Raw genomic sequence first — 20458 nt, 5'->3', positions numbered from 1 at the left:
CAATGCCCCCCCTCTTTCACGTCACCTTGCTCGCTTAGGGGCGTTTTCGCTGACTTTGCCAAAGCATCGGCAGGTACTCATTGGGGACGTACTTAAATGAGTGCCTGCAGAATGAGAGTGGATAATCTCCCGTTTTTGGCCTGCTTGGGGGCTCAAAGTGGGAGATTATCCACTCTCGTCATTGGGCTAGTCGTTGGGGACGTTCTTGTTTGACTAGTCGTTTAAGAACGTCCCCAATGACTACTTGCTTGCGAACAGCCAGACTAGGATGATCACCAGGATTGCGGCGACGATGCAGACGATGGCGCCGGTGAATTTGATGCGTGAGTCGCGGGTGCGCTCTCGTACGTCGTCTTCGGCGGCCTCGAGCTGGTCGACTTCTTGCTCGGTCTCGGCGTGTTCGGCTTTGTCTCGGGCCAAGGATCCTGCAAGCGACTCAGTGATTTCTGGGTGGTCGTGCACCTCGGTCGCCTGTTCGATGATCGACTGTGCATGTGCGGCATCTGCTTGGGCGTTGGCGATGGTCTGCTCCTGCTCGCGGCGTGCCTTGTCCTCCGCGGCGATCTTCTCGCGCAGTTCGCGCTGACGAGTCGCGGCGGCGGTCTTCGCCGTCTGCAGCTCGTCGCGCGCGGCATCGGCTTCGGTCGTCACGGCTTGGTGCGCGCGTTTTGCGTCGGCGATAGGGGCTTGAGCCTGCTCGACGGCCTGCTCGGCTGCGGCAAGCGAGTGCTCAAGGTCGGCGGTGATGCGCGGGACATCTTCTTCGGCTTTACGCAGGGCATCTGCCGTGTCGGAAATCTGCATCGAGAGCTCGCTGGTGCGCACCGTATAGTTGGCGGGATTTGCCGAGGGATTGCGTTGCAGCTCGGCATACTCATGACGCAGCGTCTCGAGCTGGGCGCGCGTGGCGTCGACGGTTTGTTGTGCGGCGGCAATGCCGGCGTCTCGCTCTGCCTTCACCTTGTCGCGGATGCGCTTGGAATCCTCAAGACGTCGAACGAGGCGGTTGCCGGTCTCGCGTGAGCTCGCCTCGCGGGCCTCCACGGCGTCGAGCGCGGCCTTCAGACGGAGCTCAGTCGCGTCATCCTCTGTCTTCATTTGTTCGAGCTGACCCTTGAGCTCTGTCGCTTTGGAGGCGTGGGCATCACGATCAATCTCGGCGGCCGCTGCAGTCTTTTGGGCCGTGGCAATCGCCTGGCGCTGGTCGGCGACGATCTGATCGTAGCGGCCTGCGATATCCTGGCGCGTCTCGAGTTCCTCGGCCTGATCGGCAATGCGCTGCTCAAGTTCGGCCAGGTGGGCGCGGGCATCGGCAAGTGCCTTTTTCGCGGCGTTCATCTCGCGCATGGCCGAGGCACCCTGGGCGATAAAGGTGCCCACGGCGTTCGCAGTGTTCGAGACAGCGGTCCCCAGATCGCGGCTCGCGGCGGAGGAGTGCGGGGCGGTCGGGCGAGCGGTGTCGGCAGCGTCCGCATCGGCAGTCTGCGGCACGGCGATATTGCCGGTACCGCCTTCGATCACAGAAAAGCCTGCTGCGTGCGGGTCGACCGCATCGGTGCCAATCGTGGGATGCTCGAGCTGCAGAAACGAGGGCATGGTGCTGCCCTGGTCGGCAACCGGAGTCTCGCCGGGTACGAAGGTCGAGGCTGCCTCGGCGGCCTCCTCTTCCTCGGCGTCAACGTCAGCGTCGGCCACGGCGTCTTTCATCGCTTTGACGGCATCCATCATGGAGTCCATGACGGCGTCGAGCTCTTCTTCCGAAGAAACCTCGATAGGGCCCGCAGCTTGCGGAGCAGCATCCTGTACGGGGCGGTCGTCCTGAGCGGGCGCATCGTCGTTTTGCTCGTCTGCATCTTCGGCGCCAGGGGTTTCCGCCGTAGCGCTTTCGTCCAAGAATGGGCCGTCGAGGTCAATATCATCGCAGGTCACAGCGTCGGCATCTGCAGTGACGTCTGCGGAATCATCAATATGCTGTTGAGTCTGGGGGTCCAGCTCGTCTGTCATAGGCATGTGCTCCTCATCGTTGTTTGTCACCCTATGATAAAGTCTCGCGCCGACATCCCGCGCGCTGCAGCAAAGTTTCAAAACGTGTTCGATGGCTCGCGTCGATAGCAAAAACTCGGCCACTTTATCCAGTTTGTACTTGACATTCCCTTCGCCGAAAGACGTTGCGCCGTTCGCCTGCCATGGGCTTTATTTTTCACTTGAACCCGCTAAAGTTGCATTTCAGCTTTTGGCGCGTGAAGTTGGATGCGCGCAGTCGACGGGCAGGCCCGTCGCGATTTGAAAGGACTTTATATGGGACTTTTCACTGGTAAGACCGTGATCGTCACCGGCGGCGGCAAGGCCACGCTCAAGGACGGCTCCGCTGGCTCCATCGGTTACGGTATCGATATCGCTTTTGCCAAGGAGGGCGCAAACCTCGTCATTACCGGCCGCAACGTTGCCAAGCTCGAGGCTGCCAAGGAATCCCTCGAGGCCGAGTACGGCGTCAAGGTTCTGCCTGTTCAGGCCGATGTCTCGGCTGGTCAGGACAACGAGGCCGTCGTCCAGAACGTCATCGACAAGGCCATTGAGGAGTTCGGCCGCATCGACGCCGTCGTCAACAATGCTCAGGCCAGCGCTTCGGGCGTGACGATCGCCGATCACACCATGGACCAGTTCAACCTCGCCATTTACTCCGGTCTGTATGCCACCTACCTGTACATGCAGAAGGCCTACCCGCACCTGAAGGAGACCAAGGGCTCCGTGGTCAACTTTGCTTCGGGCGCCGGCCTGTTTGGCAACTATGGCCAGTGCAGCTACGCCGCTGCCAAGGAGGGCATCCGCGGTCTGACCCGCGTCGCTGCCAACGAGTGGGGCAAGGACGGCATTAACGTCAATATCGTTTGCCCGCTTGCTTGGACCGCCGCGCTCGAGAACTTCCAGGATGCCTATCCCGAGGCGTTCAAGGCCAACGTCCACATGCCGCCGGCGGGTCACTACGGCGACGTCGAGAAGGAAATCGGCCGCGTTGTCGTTCAGCTCTGCGGTCCCGACTTTAAGTATATGAACGGCGAGACCGTCACCCTCGAGGGTGGCATGGGCCAGCGTCCGTAGGGTTACGCGGTTTTACCAAACCGCGTAACGGGTCGACGCTGCGCGGTCACCAGGGCGACAACTTGTCATTCAAAGAGGGCGGCATGACCAGAAGGTCAATGCCGCCCTCTTTTCATGCCAATTTGTTCGCCCTGGTGACCGCTCGCTGACGTTGTCAAAACATCGGCGTTGCCAAAATATCGGCGTTGCCGTGGCTGGTAAATAGCTCCACTCATCGGGGACGTACTTAAATGAGTGCCCGCAGAATGAAAGTGGATAATCTCCCGTTTTTGGGCTGTGCTTTGGGCAAAAGTGGGAGATTATCCACGCTCATCCGGTAAGCGTCCAAAAATCCACGCTCATTTGCCGTGTCCCTGCCGTATCCTCCTCGCACCAGTTTCTGTCGAGTCGGTGCTTCTTGCGGGTTGCCCGTATAATGGTTTGCGTATGAACCGCAACCAAGGAGTTCCAGTTTATGGACCAGAACCTTTTTAAATTCGACCTGATTGCCGAGGATCCGACGACGCACGCGCGCGCCGGCGTGCTGCACACCCCGCACGGCGACATCGAGACGCCGATCTTTATGCCCGTGGGCACCAAGGCAAACGTCAAGGGCATTCCTACCGAGACTGTCAAGAAGCTCGGCGCCCAGATCGTGCTCGCCAATACCTATCATCTGTCCATGCGTCCCGGCGAGGATACCATCGCCGAGCTGGGCGGCCTGCACAAGTTCATGAACTGGCACGGCCCCATCCTCACCGACTCGGGCGGTTTCCAGGTCTTCAGCCACAACGATGCCGTCAAGCTCACCGATGAGGGCGTGCGCTTTATCGTCAACGATTACGACGGCCGCCACGTGTTTTGGACGCCCGAGGACAACATGGAAATCGCCATGAAACTCGGCTCCGATATCTGCATGCAGCTCGACCAGTGCCCGGGCTATCCCGCCACGCGCGCCTACGTTGAGCGCGCCGTTGAGCTGTCGAGCATGTGGGCCGAGCGCTGCTATAAGGCGCATACCCGCGATGACCAGGCGCTCTTTGGCATCGTTCAGGGCGGCATGCACCTGGATCTGCGCCTGCGTTCGCTGCGCCATCTGGAGGAGTGCGGCGACTTCCCGGGCTATGGTATCGGTGGCTATTCGGTGGGCGAGGATCACGAGACCATGTTCGAGACCCTGGCGCCGCTCGTGAGTGAGTACATGCCCAAGCATAAGCCGCGCTACCTGATGGGTGTCGGCAACCCCACCACGCTCGTACGCGGCGTGGGCGTGGGCATCGACATGTTCGACTGTGTGCTGCCGACGCGCACCGGTCGCATGGGTACGGCGTTCTCCAGTGAAGGTCGCCTTAACTTCCGTAACGCGCGCTTTGCGCACGACGACGGCCCCATCGACCCCACCTGCACCTGCCCGGTGTGCACGGGCGGCTACAGCCGCGCGCTCATTCGCCACATGGTCACGCAGAAGGAGATGCTCGGCGGCATTTTGCTTTCGATGCACAATATCTACTACCTGCTCAACCTTATGCAGCGTGCCCGCCAGGCCATTATCGAGGGCCGCTACGGCGCATTCGTGAGCGATTGGATGAATAGTCCTGCCGCGGTGGATTACTAAGGGCGACAGACACGCTTGCAGAGCGTGGGCAACGGCAATGGTCGAGCGCCAGCCGGTCGTCACATTCGCTGACACCGGCTGCGCGACCGCTGGCCGATAGCTTGTAAGTGCTTGATGCATCGTGGGTACCATACCGAATAGTTGATGTTCGGGCGGGTGTTTGACGCATGGCGTCGACCTCGCCCGTTTTTCTTTTTCTCGATAGGAGTACCCATGATTAAGAATGAGAACGTCGAGGGCGAGCCTGCCTACGACGAGACGTACCGCCGCGGCCCCGTGGTCATGCGCGGCCCCATGATTCCTAAGGACAACACCTACGCCAACCTGCTGGCGCCCGAGGAGTCGACTGACTGGCTGCACGCCGACCCCTGGCGCGTGCTGCGAATTCAGGCAGAGTTTGTCGATGGCTTTGGCGCACTTGCCGAGCTTGGACCTGCGGTGACTATCTTCGGTAGCGCCCGCACGCCCAAGACCGATCCGCTCTACAAGGCGGCGCGCACCGTCGGGCGCAAGATCGCGCAACGTGGCGTGGCGGTCATCACCGGTGGCGGCCCTGGCATCATGGAAGCGGCCAACAGGGGAGCGGCGAGTGTCAACGGCAAGTCAGTTGGCCTAGGCATTGAATTGCCGCACGAGCACGGGCTCAACAAATACGTGAACCTCGGCATGGACTTCCGCTACTTCTTTGTGCGCAAAACCATGTTCGTTAAGTACAGCTCGGGCGCCATCGTATTTCCCGGCGGCTTTGGCACGCTCGACGAGATGTTCGAGGTTCTCACGCTGGTGCAAACGCACAAGGTCAAGCGCATGCCGCTCGTGTTGGTGGGCAGCGAGTACTGGCAGGGCCTGTTCGACTGGCTCAACGGCCCGGTGATGAGCACCGGTATGATTAGCCCGCTCGATCCGGATCTGGTACACATTATCGACGACCTCAACGAGGCCGTTGACATTGCGCTCAGCGGGCTGATGTAGATCAATCGTGCCCACGCGACATGAATACGCATGGCAATCTGATGTTATCTAACATCAGATTGCCATGCGTATTGGGTATACTGGTGTAAAAGACGAGGGCGAGGAGGTCGCAAATGTCTACAGCAACAGTTAAGCCTACGACGGTTCGAATCGAAGAGGGGCTCAAGGAGCAGGCGACTGAGTTCTTGGATTCGGTCGGCCTCAGCCTCAATTCCTATCTCAATCTTGCTGTTCGGCAGCTGGTAAATCAGCGAAAGATTCCTTTTGAGATTGTAGGAAGGGCGGAGGTGCCCAACGAGGTGACGAGGCGCGCCATGGTGATCGCCGAGGCTCATGAGCTGGGGATTTTGCCGGACGATAGCCTGTCATTCAATAACGCTGATGAGCTTATGTCATTCCTCGATGAGGAATAGCGATGTTCGAGATTAAAGTCGAGGCTCAATTTAAGGTGGACTACAAACGAACGATGCGCATGCATCCGCAGCTAAAAAGTGAGTTTAAAGCGGCGGTTGCAGAGCTTGTGGCTCATGGGTCACTTCCGGCGGAGTATGGCGCCCACGAGCTCTCAAACCCGGGCGGAAACTACAACGGCCACATCGATTTCCACCTATCCGATGGCTTGGTCGATGTGGTCGTTCTTTATCTTCCCCATAAGACTAACCCAGTGATTAGGCTGGTGAGAATGGGCACTCATCAGGAACTGTTTCAGGGTCCGCTGGGCTGATCGCCGATTTCTAAGTTGCGGTGGAATAGGGATTGATTTGCGGCTGATAAGCCAAAAACAGTTCCTATTCCACCGCAAGTGGTAAAGGTGCCCCTAGTGGATGGGCTGGTAACGAGGGCAGTAGCTGATGGCGATGGCGTCGACGCCTACATGGGTGGCGATGGTGCAGCCGATGGGGCCGGTGCCGGCGTCCACGTAGTCCCGGCCTGCGAGCGCTTGGCTGACGAGCTTTTGCTCCTCAGCGGCGCCGGTCGTGAGTACGCGCACGCTGGAGCCCGGATGCTCGGCCAAAAATGCGAGGCAATCGGTCATGGTGTTGGCAACGATGCGCTTGGCGCCGCGGCCCTTTTTGACGGCCTTGATCTCGCCCGATTTCCACTCCGGCGAAACGGCCAGGCGAATGTTGAGCATCTGCGTCAACTGGCCGGCGAGCTTGGGCGCGCGGCCGTTCTTAACGAGGTTCTCGAGCGTGCGCGGAATCAGCAACAGGTGGGCGGCGGGCAGGGTCGCGCGGATCTGCGCCTCGGTCTCGTCCAGGCTGCGGCCGTCCTCGCGCATGGCCAGCGCGTACTCCACCAGCAGGCCCTCGGCGCCCGAGCCGGTGCGCGAATCGATGCAGCGCACGTCGAGCTCGTGGGTTTCGGCCGTCAGGCATGCGTTGGCATAGCAGGCGGACCACTCGCTGCATAGCGAGATAAAGATCGCGCTATCGTGGCCGTCGGCGCGTACGCGGTCGAAGAGTGCCTTGAACTCGCCGGCGCTCGGCTGCGAGGTGTGCGGCAGCTGCTCGGAGCCGGCCATGCGGGCGACGTACTCCTCGGCGGTAATCTGCACCTGGTCGAGCAGGTCCTCGCCCTCGATAATCACATGCAGCGGAATCACGTAAATGCCGAGCTCTTGGGCGCGGGCGGGGGAGATGTCCGACGTGGAGTCGGTTATGATGGCAAAAGACATAATTGCACCTTTCGTTGGGGCGCGGCAGCGCCGCCTTCTGAAAGCAAGGTGCGACAAGTATAGTGGAGTTGCTCTACATTGCTAGGTTCAATTGTTGAATAGTCAACAGTTTGAAGCGGTGGTGTGGAAATCATCAACTGGGGAAGAAGGGTGCCGATGGCGGCATTGCAACTTTGCGAGCGGCCGGTTGTGCTGTTCGATTTTGACGGCACGGTGGCCGATACGGGTCGGGCAGTGATGACCTCGACGCGCAAGACGCTGGCTGCGCGCGGGTTTTCGGAGACGCAGATGGGTGATCTGCGCCGCATGATCGGGCCGCCCCTGTGGAAGAGCTTTCACGACTTTTACGGCTTTTCCCGCGAGGAGTCGCTTGTGGTGGCCGACGAGTACCGCGCCTTTTTTGATGAGCTGGGACCGGAGGAGTACCCCGTGTTCGATGGGATTCCCGAGCTGCTGGATGAGTTGGCCGCCCGGGGCAAGCGTATGGCCGTGGCGACGTCACGCATGGAGGCCAAATGCATCGACATGGTGCATGAGCTTGGTCTTTCTCAGTTCGAAGCCGTGGTTGGCATGAATCCGCCGCAGGGGCGCGAGACCAAGGCCGATTCGGTTCGCGATGCCCTGGCGGCGCTCGGCGCGACGGCGGACGATGCCGTGATGATCGGCGATCGCTTTAACGACGTCGAGGGTGCGCACGCGATGGGCGTGCCGTGCATCGGCATCTATTCGGGCGCGGCGGCGCCGGGTGAGCATGAGGCGGCGGGTGCCGATGCAGTGGTGCACTCGGTGGCCGAGCTTGCTAAACTTTTCTCTATCTAGGAACTAAATGTGAGGGGCGGGTACGCTTGCCGCTCATTGGTAAGGAGGCAGTCTATGAATCAGGTGGAGCAGAGCGTCGCTGAGTATGTCGACGAGGTCTGGGAAGATGTCGTCGCCGATATCGAGCAGCTGGTGAGCTATCCGTCCGTGGCAGTTTCTGCCGATGCAGAGCCCGGCGCGCCGTTTGGCCGCCCGGTCCGTGACGCGCTCGACTGTGCGCTCGGCATCGCGCAGAAGCTCGGCTATCAGACGAGCGACGACGAGGGCTATGTGGGCATTGCCGATATTCCTGGCCGCGGCGACAAGCAGCTCGCGACCATCTGCCACGTGGACGTGGTGCCCGCCGGCCCGGGCTGGAACACCGACCCGTTTGCGATGGAGCGTCGCGAGGGCTGGCTGCTCGGCCGCGGCGTTATCGACGACAAGGGTCCGGCGGTGCTGTCGCTCTACGCCGGCGCCTATCTGCTCAAGCACGGCATTGTTCCGCGCTACACCTTCCGCGCACTGCTGGGCTGCGATGAGGAAGTGGGCATGTCCGACGTTCACCATTATCTGGAGAACCACGCGAACCCCGACTTTCTGTTTACGCCCGATGCCGAGTTCCCGGTCTGTAATGCCGAGAAGGGCCAGTTTGGGGCGACATTTGTGAGCTCCAAGATCGACGGCGGGCGCATTGTGTCCTGGAGCGGTGCCGAGGCGAGCAACGCCATTCCGTCGCAGTCTATCTGCGAGCTTGCGATTGCCGCCGATGAGCTGCCGGCGCCGGTCGAGAACGGCGACCGCCTGGAGATCACGGCGCTCGATAACGGGCATGCGCAGATTTTCGCCCACGGCATTGGCGGTCATGCCTCGATGCCAGAGGGAACGATCAACGCCGTCGGGCTGATCGTGGCGTATCTGCGCGAGGCCGAGGACGCGTTTGGTGCACGCGACGAGCGCCTGCTGACGCCTGCCGAGCACGAGTTCGTCAAGTTCCTGGCCTTTGTGCATGCGGACGCCTATGGTCGCGGCCTGGGTATCGATGCGACGAGTCCGGCGTTTGGCCCGCTTACCTGCAACGCTGGCGTCATCCGCGTGGCGGATGGCCATATTGAGCAGGTCATCGACGTGCGCTTCCCCGACAGCACGAGTGCCGATACCATCCGCGAGCAGCTCGATCCGCTCGTGGGCCGTTTTGGCGTGACGTGCCGTGTGGGTCGTGCGAAGGTGCCGTTCTCGGTCTCTGCCGACGATCCGGCCGTGAAGGCGCTTATTGATACCTATAACGAGTTTACGGGCAAGCATGCTGAGCCCTTTGCCATGGGCGGCGGCACGTACGCGCGCAACTTTGCCCGCGCCGTCTCGTTTGGCCCCGAGGAGACCGGTCTGGAGCTGCCCGAGTGGGGCGGCCAGATGCACGGTCCCAACGAGTGCGCCAACGAGGAACAGCTCAAGCAGGCGCTCAAGATTTATATCGTGGCGATCTTACGTTTGAACGAGCTTGAGCTTTAAGGCTGCGGCGTTTTAACAACTTAGCACGCCTTTCGTCCGGGCTTTTTAAGTTGCGGTGGAATAGTTCCTAGAATGGGCCATTTGATGGCCAAGCAGGAACTATTTCACCGCAACTTTGTTTTTATTGGTGTAAAAGGCGGGTCATGCTTGGTGGCGGGTTTGTTATTCGTTTGTAAAGCCGAGCCGCGCTTGCGGTAAGGGTCTATCAGATGCCCGTAATAAAGCGCAGCTGACGCGGGCGCTGCCCGATCGAGACCGTATCTTTCCAAACAGCAAAGCGGGCAGGGTGCCCGCGAGTCGCTTGTATGAAAGGAAGATCATGCTCGATCAGGCTTATTCTCGTCGTCAGTTCCTCGGCCTCGCTGGTGGTCTTGCCAGTATCGTCGGTCTCGGTCTCGTTGGTTGCGGCGGCTCCAACGCCGCCAACACCGCTGCTGAGGGCAGCGCCGCTGCTGCCGAGTCCGTCTCCGGCGAGGTGACCTACGACGGCGCCTCCTCGTTCCAGGCTCTCGTCGAGGCTGCTGCCGAGAAGTTTATGGATGCCAATCCCGACGTCTCCGTCTCCGGTTCGGGCAACGGTTCGGGCAAGGGCCTGACCGCTGTTGCCGCCGGCACCGTTACTATCGGTAACTCCGACGTCTTCGCCGAGACCAAGCTCGAGGCCGATCAGGTCAAGAGCCTCGTCGATCACGAGGTCGCCGTCGTGGGCATGGGCCCTGTCGTCTCCAAGAACGTCAAGGTCGATGATCTGTCCCTCGAGCAGCTCAAGGGCATCTTCTCCGGCCAGATCACCAACTGGAAGGAGGTCGGCGGTGACGACGCCAAGATCGTCGTCCTCAACCGCAAGGCAGGCTCCGGCACCCGCGCCACCTTCGAGGCCGCCGTCTTTGGCGACGAGGCCGTCGACTTTAAGGGCGACGCCGAGCTCGACAAGTCCGGCGACGTCCAGACTCAGATGGGCAGCACCGACAATGCCATCTCCTACCTCGACTTCTCGCACTTCGACGACTCCAAGTTCAACGCCATCAAGGTCGAGGGCGTGGAGCCCAAGAGCGCAAACGTCACCGACGACTCCTTCAAGATCTGGGCTACCGAGCACATGTACTGCGCGAAGGACGCCGACGAGGCCACCAAGGCCTTCCTGGAGTTCATGCTTTCCGACGACGTCCAGGGCAAACTCGTCGAGGAGCAGGGCTTTATCCCCGTCTCTGCCATGAAGGTCGTCAAGGACGCCAGCGGTAAGGTCTCTGCTAAATAAGCAATCGCCCCGGAAAGGTTTGCAATGGCAAAACAGCTGCCAAAGCGCGAGCTTGAGAACGTGGGCCTGGGCGTCACGGGTGCGTGCGTAGCGCTCGTGACGCTTGTCGTTGCCGCGCTCATCTTTATGGTCGCCCAAAAGGGCCTCTCGGCTTTTTTCAAGGACGGCGTCTCGATCGTCGAGTTTTTTATCGGTACCAAGTGGGACCTGGCCAACACGGCCGAAAACGGCCTGCCCTACACTGGCGCCCTGCCCCTGATCGTCACCTCGTTTGCGGTCATGGTGCTCTCCACGCTCATCGCACTGCCCATCGCCATCGGCTCTGCCATCTTTGCGGTCGAGATTCAGCCTAAGTTTGGCTCCAAGGTTTTTCAGCCGCTCATTGAGCTTTTGACCGGTATTCCCTCGGTCGTCTTTGGCCTGATCGGTTTTCACGTGGTCGTCGGCCTTATGAAGAGCGTTTTCCACGTGAGCACGGGTCTGGGTATCTTGCCCGGCGCTATCGTGCTGGCAGTCATGATTCTGCCGACGATGACTACGCTTTCGGTCGATGGCCTGCGCGCCGTGCCCGATAGCTACCGCCAGGGTTCGCTCGCGCTGGGCTACACCCGCTGGCAGACCATCTGGCACGTGGTGCTCAAGTCCGCCATGCCCTCGCTCATGACCGCAGTCATCCTTGGCATGACCCGCGCCTTTGGCGAGACGCTCGCCGTGCGCATGGTCATTGGCGGCATCGAGGCCATGCCGACGTCGCTGCTGTCGCCGGCGTCTACCATCACCACCACGCTCACCACGTCCATGGCGGTCTATGCCGAGGGCTCGGCCCAGGACGACATCCTGTGGGCGCTCGGCCTGCTGCTGATGGGCATGAGCCTCATCTTTATCCTGATCATCCATCTCATTGGCCGCAAGGGGGCGAAGGCTCGTGGCTAGCACGCGCATCCATATCGACGAGGCGAGACTCGGGCGTGTCCAAAGGCAAGACCGTATCGCCACGGGCGTGCTGACGGCAATTGTCGCCATCGTCATGCTTATCGTCGTCTCCATGGTGGCCTACATCCTGTTCGAGGGTATCTCGACGCTGTTCCAGCCGGGCTTTCTCACGCAGCCCGCACGCGCCAACGGAACGCAGGGCGGCGTGCTCTACCAGCTGTTCGACTCGTTCTATCTGCTGCTGATTACCCTGATCATCTCGGTGCCCATCAGCCTGGGCGGCGCGGTCTTCCTAGTTGAATACGCGCCCGACGGTCCCATTCGCGACATCGCCTCGACCGCCATCGAGACGTTGTCTTCGCTGCCCTCCATCGTCGTCGGCATGTTCGGCTTTCTGGTGTTCTCGGTGCAGCTGGGCTGGAAGTACTCCATCATCTCCGGCGCCGTCGCGCTCACCATGTTCAACATCCCCATCCTGGTGCGCGTGATTCAGCAGGCGCTCGAGGACGTGCCGCAGGCCCAGCGCGATGCGTGCCTGGCCATGGGCCTCACTCGCTGGGAGGCCACACTGCACATCCTGATTCCCGAGGCCATGCCCGCCATCGTGACCGGCATCGTGCTTTCGGCCGGCCGCGTGTTTGGCGAGGCCGCGGCGCTGCTCTTTACCTCGGGCATGAGCTCGCCGGTCCGCCTCAACTTCTTGAGCTTTAACCTGTCGAGCCCCACCTGCGCCTGGAACGTGTTCCGTCCCGGCGAGTCGCTGGCCGTGCACATCTACAAGATCTATGGCGAGGGCAGCCCCGAGGCCCAGCAGATCGTCTGGGGCACCGCGGCACTGCTGATGATTTGCGTGCTGCTGTTTAACGTAGTCGCCCGTATCGTGGGCAAGCAACTGGCAAGGAAGATGACGGCCGAATGAGCGATATGAATGCAACGCCCGCAACCGAGGCGGCCACGTCCGACACCCCCCAGGACTTTCTGTCGAGCGTGGGGGAGAGCGAGAGGCGCGTGCGCGTGAGCGGCAAGGCCGTGAGCGACGAGGTCGTGCTCTCCGCCAAGGACGTCAACGTGTACTATGGCGACCACCATGCGCTGCACAATACGTCGCTCGACTTCCACAAGGGTGAGATCACGGCGCTCATCGGGCCTTCGGGCTGCGGCAAGTCGACCTTCTTGCGTAGCCTCAACCTGATGAATCGCGAGATTCGCCGCTGTCGCGTGGAGGGCGAGATCAACTACCGCGGGCGCAACGTGAACACCAAGACCGAGAACACGTACGAGCTGCGTCGCTCCATCGGCATGGTGTTCCAGCAGCCAAACCCCTTCCGCAAGTCCATTCGCGACAACATCACCTTTGCGCCCAAGCGCCACGGCATCACCGACCGTGACGAGCTCGACCGCATGGTCGAGGAAAGTCTGCGCGGTGCCGCGCTGTGGGACGAGGTCAAAGACAAGCTCGACAAGAGCGCCTACGCGCTTTCGGGCGGTCAGCAGCAGCGTCTGTGCATTGCGCGCACGCTGGCGCTCAACCCCGACGTAATCCTGTTTGACGAGCCCTGCTCGGCGCTCGACCCCATCTCGACGCTGGCGATCGAGGACCTCATGTCGTCGATCGTGGCCGACCGCGCCATCGTCATCGTGACGCACAACATGGAGCAGGCGTCGCGCGTGTCCAACCGCACGGCGTTTTTCTACATGGGCGATATGGTCGAGTACGACGAGACCGACGAGATTTTCCAACGGCCCAAGGATAAGCGGCTGAATGATTACCTCACCGGCATGTTCTCCTAGTCCGGGACATGCTTGAGGCCCGCGGCGGCCACGGTTGCCGCGGGACTGATTGGAGAGGCGGGTCATCTCTTGCGGGAGATGGCCCGCCTTTTTGTGTCGTGTGCTGGTGCGCTTGCCCAAAACCACCACGAAGGCGCCCGTCCCCTTTGTGGTGGTTTTCGCTATCATGGAGAACGTTGAATTTCTACGAAGGAGCAGGGCATATGGCGATTCTTTTGGGATGCGATTCCGTCAGCCTAGAGTTTCCCACCAAGCATATTTTCGATAGCGTGACGCTCGGCGTGGGCGAGGGCGACCGCATTGGTATTGTCGGTAAAAACGGCGACGGCAAGTCGACGCTGCTGAGCGTGCTCGCCGGCACGCTGGAGCCCGATGACGGACGCGTGACGCACCGCCGCGGCATCACGATCGGCCTGCTCGGCCAAAAGGACCAGCTTGTCGATACCGATACCGTGCATCATGCCGTTGTGGGTGACGCCCCCGAGTACGAGTGGGCGTCGAGCCCCCGTACGCGCCAGATCCTCGCCGGCCTCATTAGCGATGTGCCCTGGGAGGGCATGGTAGGCGAGCTCTCGGGCGGTCAGCGCCGCCGCGTGGACCTCGCGCGCCTGCTGATCGGCGACTATGACGTGCTCATGCTCGATGAGCCCACCAACCATCTGGACATGCGCACCATCAACTGGCTTGCGCGTCACTTAAAGGCCCGCTGGCAGCGCGGTCAGGGCGCGATGCTCGTGGTCACGCACGATCGCTGGTTCTTGGACGAGGTCTGCACCAGCATGTGGGAGGTTCACGACGGCCAGGTCGATCCCTTCGAGGGCGGCTATTCGGCATATATCCTGCAGCGCGTGGAACGCGACCGCATGGCCGCGGTTACCGAGGAGCGCCGTCGCAACATGGCACGTAAGGAGCTCGCGTGGCTGAGCCGCGGTGCCCAGGCGCGCTCCACCAAGCCCAAGTTTCGCGTGGATGCCGCTCGCGAGCTGATCGCCGACGTGCCGCCCGTGCGTGACGAGCTGGAGCTCAAGCGCCTGGCCGTGAGCCGCCTGGGCAAGCAGGTTATCGATGTGGTCGACGTGGACGCCGGCTATGCGGATACCGATGGCGCGCCCAAGCAGGTGCTCAACGACGTGACCTGGCTCATTGGTGCGGGCGACCGCTATGGTCTTTTGGGCGAGAACGGCGCCGGCAAGTCGACTTTGCTCGACGTGATCCAGGGCAAGATCGCGCCCCTGCGCGGCCGCGTGAAGATCGGCCAGACGGTGCGCTTTGGCGTGCTGTCGCAGCAGCTCGAGGAGCTCGAACCCTACATGGGCGACACGATCCGCGAGGTGCTCAGCCACTATAAGAAGTACTACGTCATTGACGGCAAGGAGACTTCACCCGAGAAGCTCTGCGAGCGTCTGGGCTTTACGACGCAGCAGCTCTGGAGCCGCATCGGCGATCTTTCGGGCGGCCAGCGCCGTCGCCTGTCGCTGCTGCTGACGATCCTGGACGAGCCCAACGTGCTCATCCTGGACGAGCCCGGCAACGACCTGGATACCGACATGCTGGCGATTGTCGAGGACTTGCTGGACGGCTGGCCCGGCACGCTGATTCTGGTGACGCACGACCGCTTTTTGATGGAGCGCGTGACCGACCAGCAGTGGGCGCTGCTCGACGGCCACCTGACGCATATGCCCGGCGGCGTCGACCAGTACCTGCGCCTGTGCAACGCCACCGCCGAGGGCGAGCCCGTGGGTGCACCGAGCGCCAAGACCGGTACGTTCGACACCGGTGCCGCGGCGGCTGCGGCCGAAAAGCCCAAGTCGAGCGGTCAGCCCAACGGCCTTTCCAATGCCGAGCGCCAAAAGCTCCGTCGTGAGGTGAGCTCGCTCGAGCGCAAGATGGAAACGCAGCGCGCTCGCGTGGAGGAGGCCGAGGCCGCCATGGCCCAGGTCGATCCCACCAACTACACGGCGCTGGGCGAGCAGCAGGCAAAGATCGACGAGGCCCACGCCGCCATGGACGAGCTGGAGATGGCGTGGCTCGAGGCGAGTGAAAAGCTCGAGGGCGAGGAGTAGGCGAGGATGATCAAGGCCGCGTTTTTTGATATCGACGGCACGCTGCTGAGCTTTGAGACGCACCGGATTCCGGCGTCGGCGCAGCAGGTGCTCGACAGCTTTCACGAGCAGGGGATTGCGTGCGTGATCGCCACGGGTCGCCCGACCTACCAGATGCCCGATTGGCTGTTCGATCTTGGTTGGGATGCGTACATTACGCTTTCGGGCCAGCACTGTTTTGATGCCGAGGGCGTTTACCGTAGCTGCCCGATCGATCCGGACGACGTTGCGGTGATTGTGGACCAGGTGGCCGAGGGGCGCTACGACTCGCTGTGCATGCAGGGCGAGAACTCGTTTGTGAACCGCCTGTCCGAGCGCGTGGTGACGGCCGGCAACAACGCGGGGATCGTCTACCACGAGGAGCCGTTTGAGCACGCCTTTGAAGCGCCGGTCTACCAGTTTTGCGCCTTTGTGGATCCTGCCGACGAGCATATCGTGACCGATGCGGTGTCGCATTCGCTCACTACGCGCTGGTGCGACCTGTTCTGCGACATTATTCCCGCTAACGGCGGCAAGGACCTGGGCGTGGCAGCGACGCTGGAGCGCCTGGGTGTCGACGCGAGCGAGGCGATCGCCTTTGGCGACGGCGAGAACGACCTGTCGATGTTCTCGGCCGTGGGCACAAGTGTGGCCATGGGCAACGCGCAGGATACCGTGAAGGCCGCAGCGACCTACGTGACGACCGCCGTAGACGACGACGGCATCTACAACGCCGCGAAGCACTTTGGCCTCGTGTAGCTGCGACCCGGCACTTGGGGACGCTCCTTATCTGCCGGCAGCTGGGGACACTCCTTGCGGGGCGTTCCCATTTTGTTTTCATCTCGCACGTTTTGTGAAACGCGGCTAACTTTTTGGTCAATGCAGTAAGACATGGTCAACTTTTGCGGTAAAGTAAGCCAAGGAAAGTATCCAAAGGCTAACTAGCAATCATCGCGAAAGGCGGCCCATGGCCCTACGTGAATCCGGAGAAGACTATCTCGAATCGATCTACGTCCTATCGGAACGTCAGGGCATCGTGCGCTCGATCGACGTTGCCGAATACTTGGGCGTAACCAAAGCAAGCGTCTCTAAAGCCATGGCGGCCTTGGAGAGCACCGGCTACGTGGAGATGGGCAAACGCGACGTGCATCTGACGGAACGCGGTCTTGAGGTTGCCCGTCAAATGTGGGAGCGCCACTGCTTTTTTGTAGGTCTGCTAGAGGACGCAGGCGTAACGCCCGAGGTCGCGTCGCAAGAGGGATGTCACATGGAGCACTGCCTGAGCGAGGAGAGCTTCGAGAAGCTAAGATCGATGCTGAGACGGGGTAGCGACCGGGATCAATAGCCCCGCCAACTAAGTCCAACTCAGACAAGGAACCCCGCCAGCAAGCGATGCCCTAGAACCGCCAGCAACGTCACCGCAGGCCGGGGCCGGGCTTGGTTTTTGAAAACACTCCGCAGACCAGAAGCGCCCCCGTTCGTAGCTCCGAAGGAGCAGAACGGGGGCGCTTCATTGGTCGAGGACGTTTTCAAAAACCAAGCCCGGTCCCGGCCGGAGGGACCACAGGCGCTACAGGTTCTTGACACCCATCGCGCGCATGGCGTTCAGGATAGCGATGATCGCCACGCCTACGTCGCCAAAGACGGCAAGCCACATATTGGCGATGCCCAGTGCCGCAAGCACCAGAATCAGCAGCTTAATGCCCAGCGCAAAGATGATGTTCTGCCAAACAATCGTCATGGTCTTGCGCGCCACGCGGATCGCGCGGGAAATGTTGGACGGCTTGTCGTCCATCAGTACCACGTCGGCGGCCTCGATCGCGGCGTCGGAGCCCATGGCGCCCATGGCAATGCCCACATCGGCGCGCGTAAGCACAGGCGCGTCGTTGATACCGTCGCCGACAAAGGCGAGCTTGCCCTTGCCACTTTCGGCCGCGAGTAGTGCCTCAACGCGCTCGACCTTGTCGCCCGGCAGGAGCTGCGCGTGGAACTCGTCGAGACCGAGTTGCTTGGCCACAGACGCTGCAACCTCCTCGCGGTCGCCCGTGAGCATGACGGTGCGGTTGATACCGGCGGCATGCAGGTCGCGAATCGTTTGCTCCGCATCGGCCTTAACGGTGTCTGCAATCACGATGTGGCCGGCGTACACGCCGTCAACGAGCACGTGGAGGATCGTGCCGACAACCTCGCAGTCCGGTGCTTCAACGCCGGCCGCGCCGAGCATCTTGGCGTTGCCAACGACGACGTGCTTGCCGTCGATGGTTGCCGTCACGCCGTGGCCCGCGTCGTTGGCGGAGTCGCTCACGCGCTTGGGGTCGACCTCGCCCTGGTAGGCGTCGCGCACGGACTGCGCGATGGGGTGATCGGAGAACGACTCAGCAAGGGCTACGACTTCGAGCAGCGACTGCTCGGTATAGCCAGCCTCGGGGTGCACCGCGACGACTGAGAACGTGCCGTTGGTGAGGGTGCCCGTTTTGTCGAAGACGATGGTGTCCACGTCGGCGAGCGTCTCGAGGTAGTTGGAGCCCTTGATGAGAACGCCCAGCTTGGACGCGCCGCCGATGCCGCCAAAGAAACTCAACGGCACGCTGATCACGAGGGCGCACGGGCAGCTGACGACCAGGAAGGTCAGGCCGCGCAGGATCCAATCGGACCAAGCGCCAGTCACCAGGCCGCCGCCAAGCGCGAGCACCGCGGCAGCGCCAGTGACGGCGGGGGTGTAGACGCGGGCAAAGCGCGTGATGAAGTTCTCGGTGCGCGCCTTCTTTTCGCTGGCATTCTCCACGAGCTCCAGAACACGCGCGACGGTTGACTCGCCAAAGGGCTTGGTGGTGCGCACGTGGATGAGGCCCGTCATGTTGATGCAACCGCTGATGATATCGTCGCCGGTCTTGGCCGGGCGGGGGACCGACTCGCCCGTGAGTGCGGCGGTGTCGAGCTGGGTTTCGCCCTCGACGATGACGCCGTCGATAGGCACGCGCTCGCCGGGCTTGACCACGATCACGGTGCCGACGGCGATGTCATCGGGAAAGACCTGTTCGAGTGTGCCGTCGGCTTGCTCGACGTTAGCGTAGTCGGGCGCGATGTCCATCATGGCACTGATCGACTTGCGGCTCTTGCCCACGGCGTATGCCTGGAACAACTCGCCGACCTGGTAGAACAGCATGACAGCGGCGCCTTCGGCCATGTGCGGGTCGGTGTCGGGGAAGAGCACCATGGCAAACGCGCCGATGGTCGCGACGGCCATGAGGAAGCTCTCGTCGAAGGCCTTGCCGCGGCGGATGTTATTGAATGCCTTTTGCAGTACGTCGTAGCCGGCAATCAAAAACGGCACGAGAAACAGCACAAAGCTGGCGTAGATGTTGCCGGGCTCCCCAAATGCGATAGCGAGGGCGCCGAGCTCGTCGAGGGCATAAACAACGGCAAAAATGCCCAGTGCTACCAGGATGCGGTTGCGCTTATGCTCAAGGGACTCTTTCTTCTTGCGCTTCTTCTTTTTCTTTTTGGGATCGGCGGCTGTCATGATTCAAACCTCTCATTTGAGTTTATGAACACTCGCTCATATAATTTCGCGAGCAAAGGCCGCGGCAAGCGCGGCCTCGCAGGTCAACGTATGCGCGGGTTAGAGAATGATCTCGCAGTCCGGCTCGGCGTCGGCGGTGAACTCAACGACGCGGTCCAGGACCTCGTCGAACTTGGCGTCGTCGGCCTCGAGCGTCAGCTTCTGGGTCATAAAGTTGACCGAAACGGACTTGACGCCCTCGAGCTTGGCAAGTTCGTCCTGAAGCTCGCGCGCGCAGTTGGCGCAATCGATCTCGTCGAGCTTAAACTGCTTTTTCATGGTGGGTTCCTTTCCCTGTGTTAGCGGTCTGGGTGCCGGCCGCGCTGATACCGTGGTTGATTGCTATTCGCAGATATGGCTCATGCCCTGGTTAAGCATGGTGTAGACGTGATCGTCGGCGAGCGAGTAGAGAATGTTGCGGCCGTCGCGGCGGAACTTGACCAGGTGCGACTGCTTAAGCGTGCGCAGCTGGTGCGATACTGCCGACTGCGAGGTTGCGGTCGCTTCGGCGATGTCAGCCACGCAGAGCTCGCGGCCCATGAGGGCATAGAGGATCTTGATGCGTGTGGTGTCGCTGAAGACCTTGAACAGGTCGGCCAGGTCGTACAACAGCTCCTCGTCGGGAAGGTCCTCGGGCGAGCAGGTGGTGGGGACGATCGGCTCGGTGGCCTCGATGCCAGTCTTTGTTTCATCAGCGTGGCTGCTCATTGCAACATCCTTTCATATGAACATGCGCTCATATAACTTACTTCCGATTATATGAGCGCATGTTCATATGTCAATACAATTTACGTTAATTTCGATGACTGCTTGCCGCCTCTGCGATTTTCTGCGGGTTGGGAGACATCGACGCAATGCTCGCCAACATATTTTGAGATGTTCGGCCAGCATGCTAAGAAAGCCACCTTGAGAAGCATTAGAACTGTTCATATTTGTACTTTATCGTGTTGAATACCGCGAGAATCAGTTCTTCCTCTACGGGAGTTCCTGCAGAATCAGTTTTATCTAAAGTTATATTGAGCATTGCTGCAGCCAATCTGGCACATCGGTGGCCGAATAAGTCGAAAAATGTAGGTGGACATGGTAGCGCGCAGAGATGTGGTGTAAGAGGCGGGGAATGCCCCGCCTCCGCCCTTTCTTGAAAGGGAGGGGACACCGCCTAGAATTCGTCGTTGGAGTA

19 protein-coding genes are annotated in these 20458 nt (G+C 61.1%); 14 read left to right on the top strand and 5 right to left on the bottom strand.

Annotated elements, in window-relative coordinates; genetic code table 11:
* Nucleotides 1-240: 240 nt before the first annotated feature.
* Nucleotides 241-2004, bottom strand: a complete 1764-nt coding sequence (locus DXD16_RS08830) for a hypothetical protein (protein WP_089572104.1) — start codon at nt 2002-2004, stop codon at nt 241-243.
* Nucleotides 2005-2298: 294 nt separating this feature from the next.
* Between DXD16_RS08830 and DXD16_RS08825 the strand changes: the two genes are divergently transcribed.
* The 5 genes from DXD16_RS08825 (at nt 2299) to DXD16_RS08805 (ending at nt 6389) form a co-directional block, all read left to right on the top strand.
* Complete coding sequence (locus tag DXD16_RS08825) at nt 2299-3099, top strand: SDR family NAD(P)-dependent oxidoreductase (protein WP_006235414.1); 801 nt, start codon at nt 2299-2301, stop codon at nt 3097-3099.
* A gap of 454 nt (nt 3100-3553) precedes the next feature.
* Nucleotides 3554-4693, top strand: coding sequence for a tRNA guanosine(34) transglycosylase Tgt (gene tgt / locus DXD16_RS08820; RefSeq protein ID WP_055250876.1), 1140 nt, complete (start codon nt 3554-3556; stop codon nt 4691-4693).
* A gap of 213 nt (nt 4694-4906) precedes the next feature.
* The gene (locus tag DXD16_RS08815; protein ID WP_117655833.1) at nt 4907-5665 is read left to right on the top strand and encodes a TIGR00730 family Rossman fold protein; all 759 of its coding nucleotides are present in this window, start codon (nt 4907-4909) and stop codon (nt 5663-5665) included.
* Between the two features lie 113 nt (nt 5666-5778).
* Nucleotides 5779-6078 (top strand): type II toxin-antitoxin system RelB/DinJ family antitoxin, encoded by a 300-nt coding sequence (locus tag DXD16_RS08810; RefSeq protein WP_055250873.1) that lies wholly within the window; start codon nt 5779-5781, stop codon nt 6076-6078.
* 2 nt (nt 6079-6080) lie between these two features.
* Entirely contained in the window at nt 6081-6389 is a 309-nt protein-coding gene (locus DXD16_RS08805; RefSeq protein ID WP_055250871.1) for a type II toxin-antitoxin system YafQ family toxin, read from the top strand.
* Nucleotides 6390-6482: 93 nt separating this feature from the next.
* On the opposite strand, the gene DXD16_RS08800 is transcribed toward DXD16_RS08805, so the two are convergent.
* Nucleotides 6483-7343 carry a DegV family protein gene (locus tag DXD16_RS08800; protein WP_089572101.1) on the bottom strand — a complete coding sequence of 287 codons (861 nt, stop codon included), beginning with the start codon at nt 7341-7343 and terminating at the stop codon, nt 6483-6485.
* 156 nt (nt 7344-7499) lie between these two features.
* Here DXD16_RS08800 and DXD16_RS08795 point away from each other — a divergent pair, with 156 nt between their 5' ends.
* The 9 genes from DXD16_RS08795 to DXD16_RS08755 all read left to right on the top strand — a co-directional run bounded on the left by DXD16_RS08795 (nt 7500) and on the right by DXD16_RS08755 (nt 17061).
* On the top strand, nt 7500-8162 hold the full coding sequence (locus DXD16_RS08795) for an HAD hydrolase-like protein (protein ID WP_089572099.1): 663 nt from the start codon (nt 7500-7502) through the stop codon (nt 8160-8162).
* Between the two features lie 54 nt (nt 8163-8216).
* Nucleotides 8217-9653, top strand: coding sequence for a M20 family metallopeptidase (locus DXD16_RS08790; RefSeq protein WP_089572097.1), 1437 nt, complete (start codon nt 8217-8219; stop codon nt 9651-9653).
* Nucleotides 9654-9972: 319 nt separating this feature from the next.
* Nucleotides 9973-10911 (top strand): phosphate ABC transporter substrate-binding protein, encoded by a 939-nt coding sequence (locus DXD16_RS08785; RefSeq protein ID WP_117655832.1) that lies wholly within the window; start codon nt 9973-9975, stop codon nt 10909-10911.
* A gap of 24 nt (nt 10912-10935) precedes the next feature.
* Entirely contained in the window at nt 10936-11844 is a 909-nt protein-coding gene (pstC, locus tag DXD16_RS08780; protein ID WP_117629066.1) for a phosphate ABC transporter permease subunit PstC, read from the top strand.
* On the top strand, nt 11837-12763 hold the full coding sequence (gene pstA, locus DXD16_RS08775) for a phosphate ABC transporter permease PstA (RefSeq protein ID WP_117564462.1): 927 nt from the start codon (nt 11837-11839) through the stop codon (nt 12761-12763). Before pstC ends, pstA begins: the two co-directional genes overlap by 8 nt.
* The gene (gene pstB, locus DXD16_RS08770; protein WP_117564461.1) at nt 12760-13635 is read left to right on the top strand and encodes a phosphate ABC transporter ATP-binding protein PstB; all 876 of its coding nucleotides are present in this window, start codon (nt 12760-12762) and stop codon (nt 13633-13635) included. The genes pstA and pstB overlap by 4 nt, the downstream gene beginning before the upstream one ends.
* A 203-nt stretch (nt 13636-13838) precedes the next feature.
* Nucleotides 13839-15698 carry an ABC-F family ATP-binding cassette domain-containing protein gene (locus DXD16_RS08765; protein WP_117655831.1) on the top strand — a complete coding sequence of 620 codons (1860 nt, stop codon included), beginning with the start codon at nt 13839-13841 and terminating at the stop codon, nt 15696-15698.
* A gap of 6 nt (nt 15699-15704) precedes the next feature.
* On the top strand, nt 15705-16475 hold the full coding sequence (locus DXD16_RS08760) for a Cof-type HAD-IIB family hydrolase (protein ID WP_117655830.1): 771 nt from the start codon (nt 15705-15707) through the stop codon (nt 16473-16475).
* A gap of 208 nt (nt 16476-16683) precedes the next feature.
* The gene (locus DXD16_RS08755; RefSeq protein WP_117639714.1) at nt 16684-17061 is read left to right on the top strand and encodes a metal-dependent transcriptional regulator; all 378 of its coding nucleotides are present in this window, start codon (nt 16684-16686) and stop codon (nt 17059-17061) included.
* A 225-nt stretch (nt 17062-17286) separates the two neighbouring features.
* Here the strand turns inward: DXD16_RS08755 and DXD16_RS08750 are convergent, their stop codons facing one another.
* From DXD16_RS08750 to DXD16_RS08740, 3 genes are all read right to left on the bottom strand, one after another.
* Nucleotides 17287-19239 carry a heavy metal translocating P-type ATPase gene (locus tag DXD16_RS08750; protein ID WP_199408198.1) on the bottom strand — a complete coding sequence of 651 codons (1953 nt, stop codon included), beginning with the start codon at nt 19237-19239 and terminating at the stop codon, nt 17287-17289.
* 99 nt (nt 19240-19338) lie between these two features.
* Nucleotides 19339-19557, bottom strand: coding sequence for a cation transporter (locus DXD16_RS08745; protein WP_089572082.1), 219 nt, complete (start codon nt 19555-19557; stop codon nt 19339-19341).
* 63 nt (nt 19558-19620) lie between these two features.
* The gene (locus tag DXD16_RS08740; RefSeq protein ID WP_055252065.1) at nt 19621-19986 is read right to left on the bottom strand and encodes a helix-turn-helix transcriptional regulator; all 366 of its coding nucleotides are present in this window, start codon (nt 19984-19986) and stop codon (nt 19621-19623) included.
* Nucleotides 19987-20458 lie beyond the last annotated feature (472 nt).

Origin of the sequence: Collinsella sp. TF11-5AC, from assembly GCF_003436775.1 — a bacterium.
GTDB lineage: Bacteria > Actinomycetota > Coriobacteriia > Coriobacteriales > Coriobacteriaceae > Collinsella.
The sequence above is the reverse complement of the archived record's forward strand: the minus strand, read 5'-3'. Positions and strand labels throughout refer to the sequence as shown.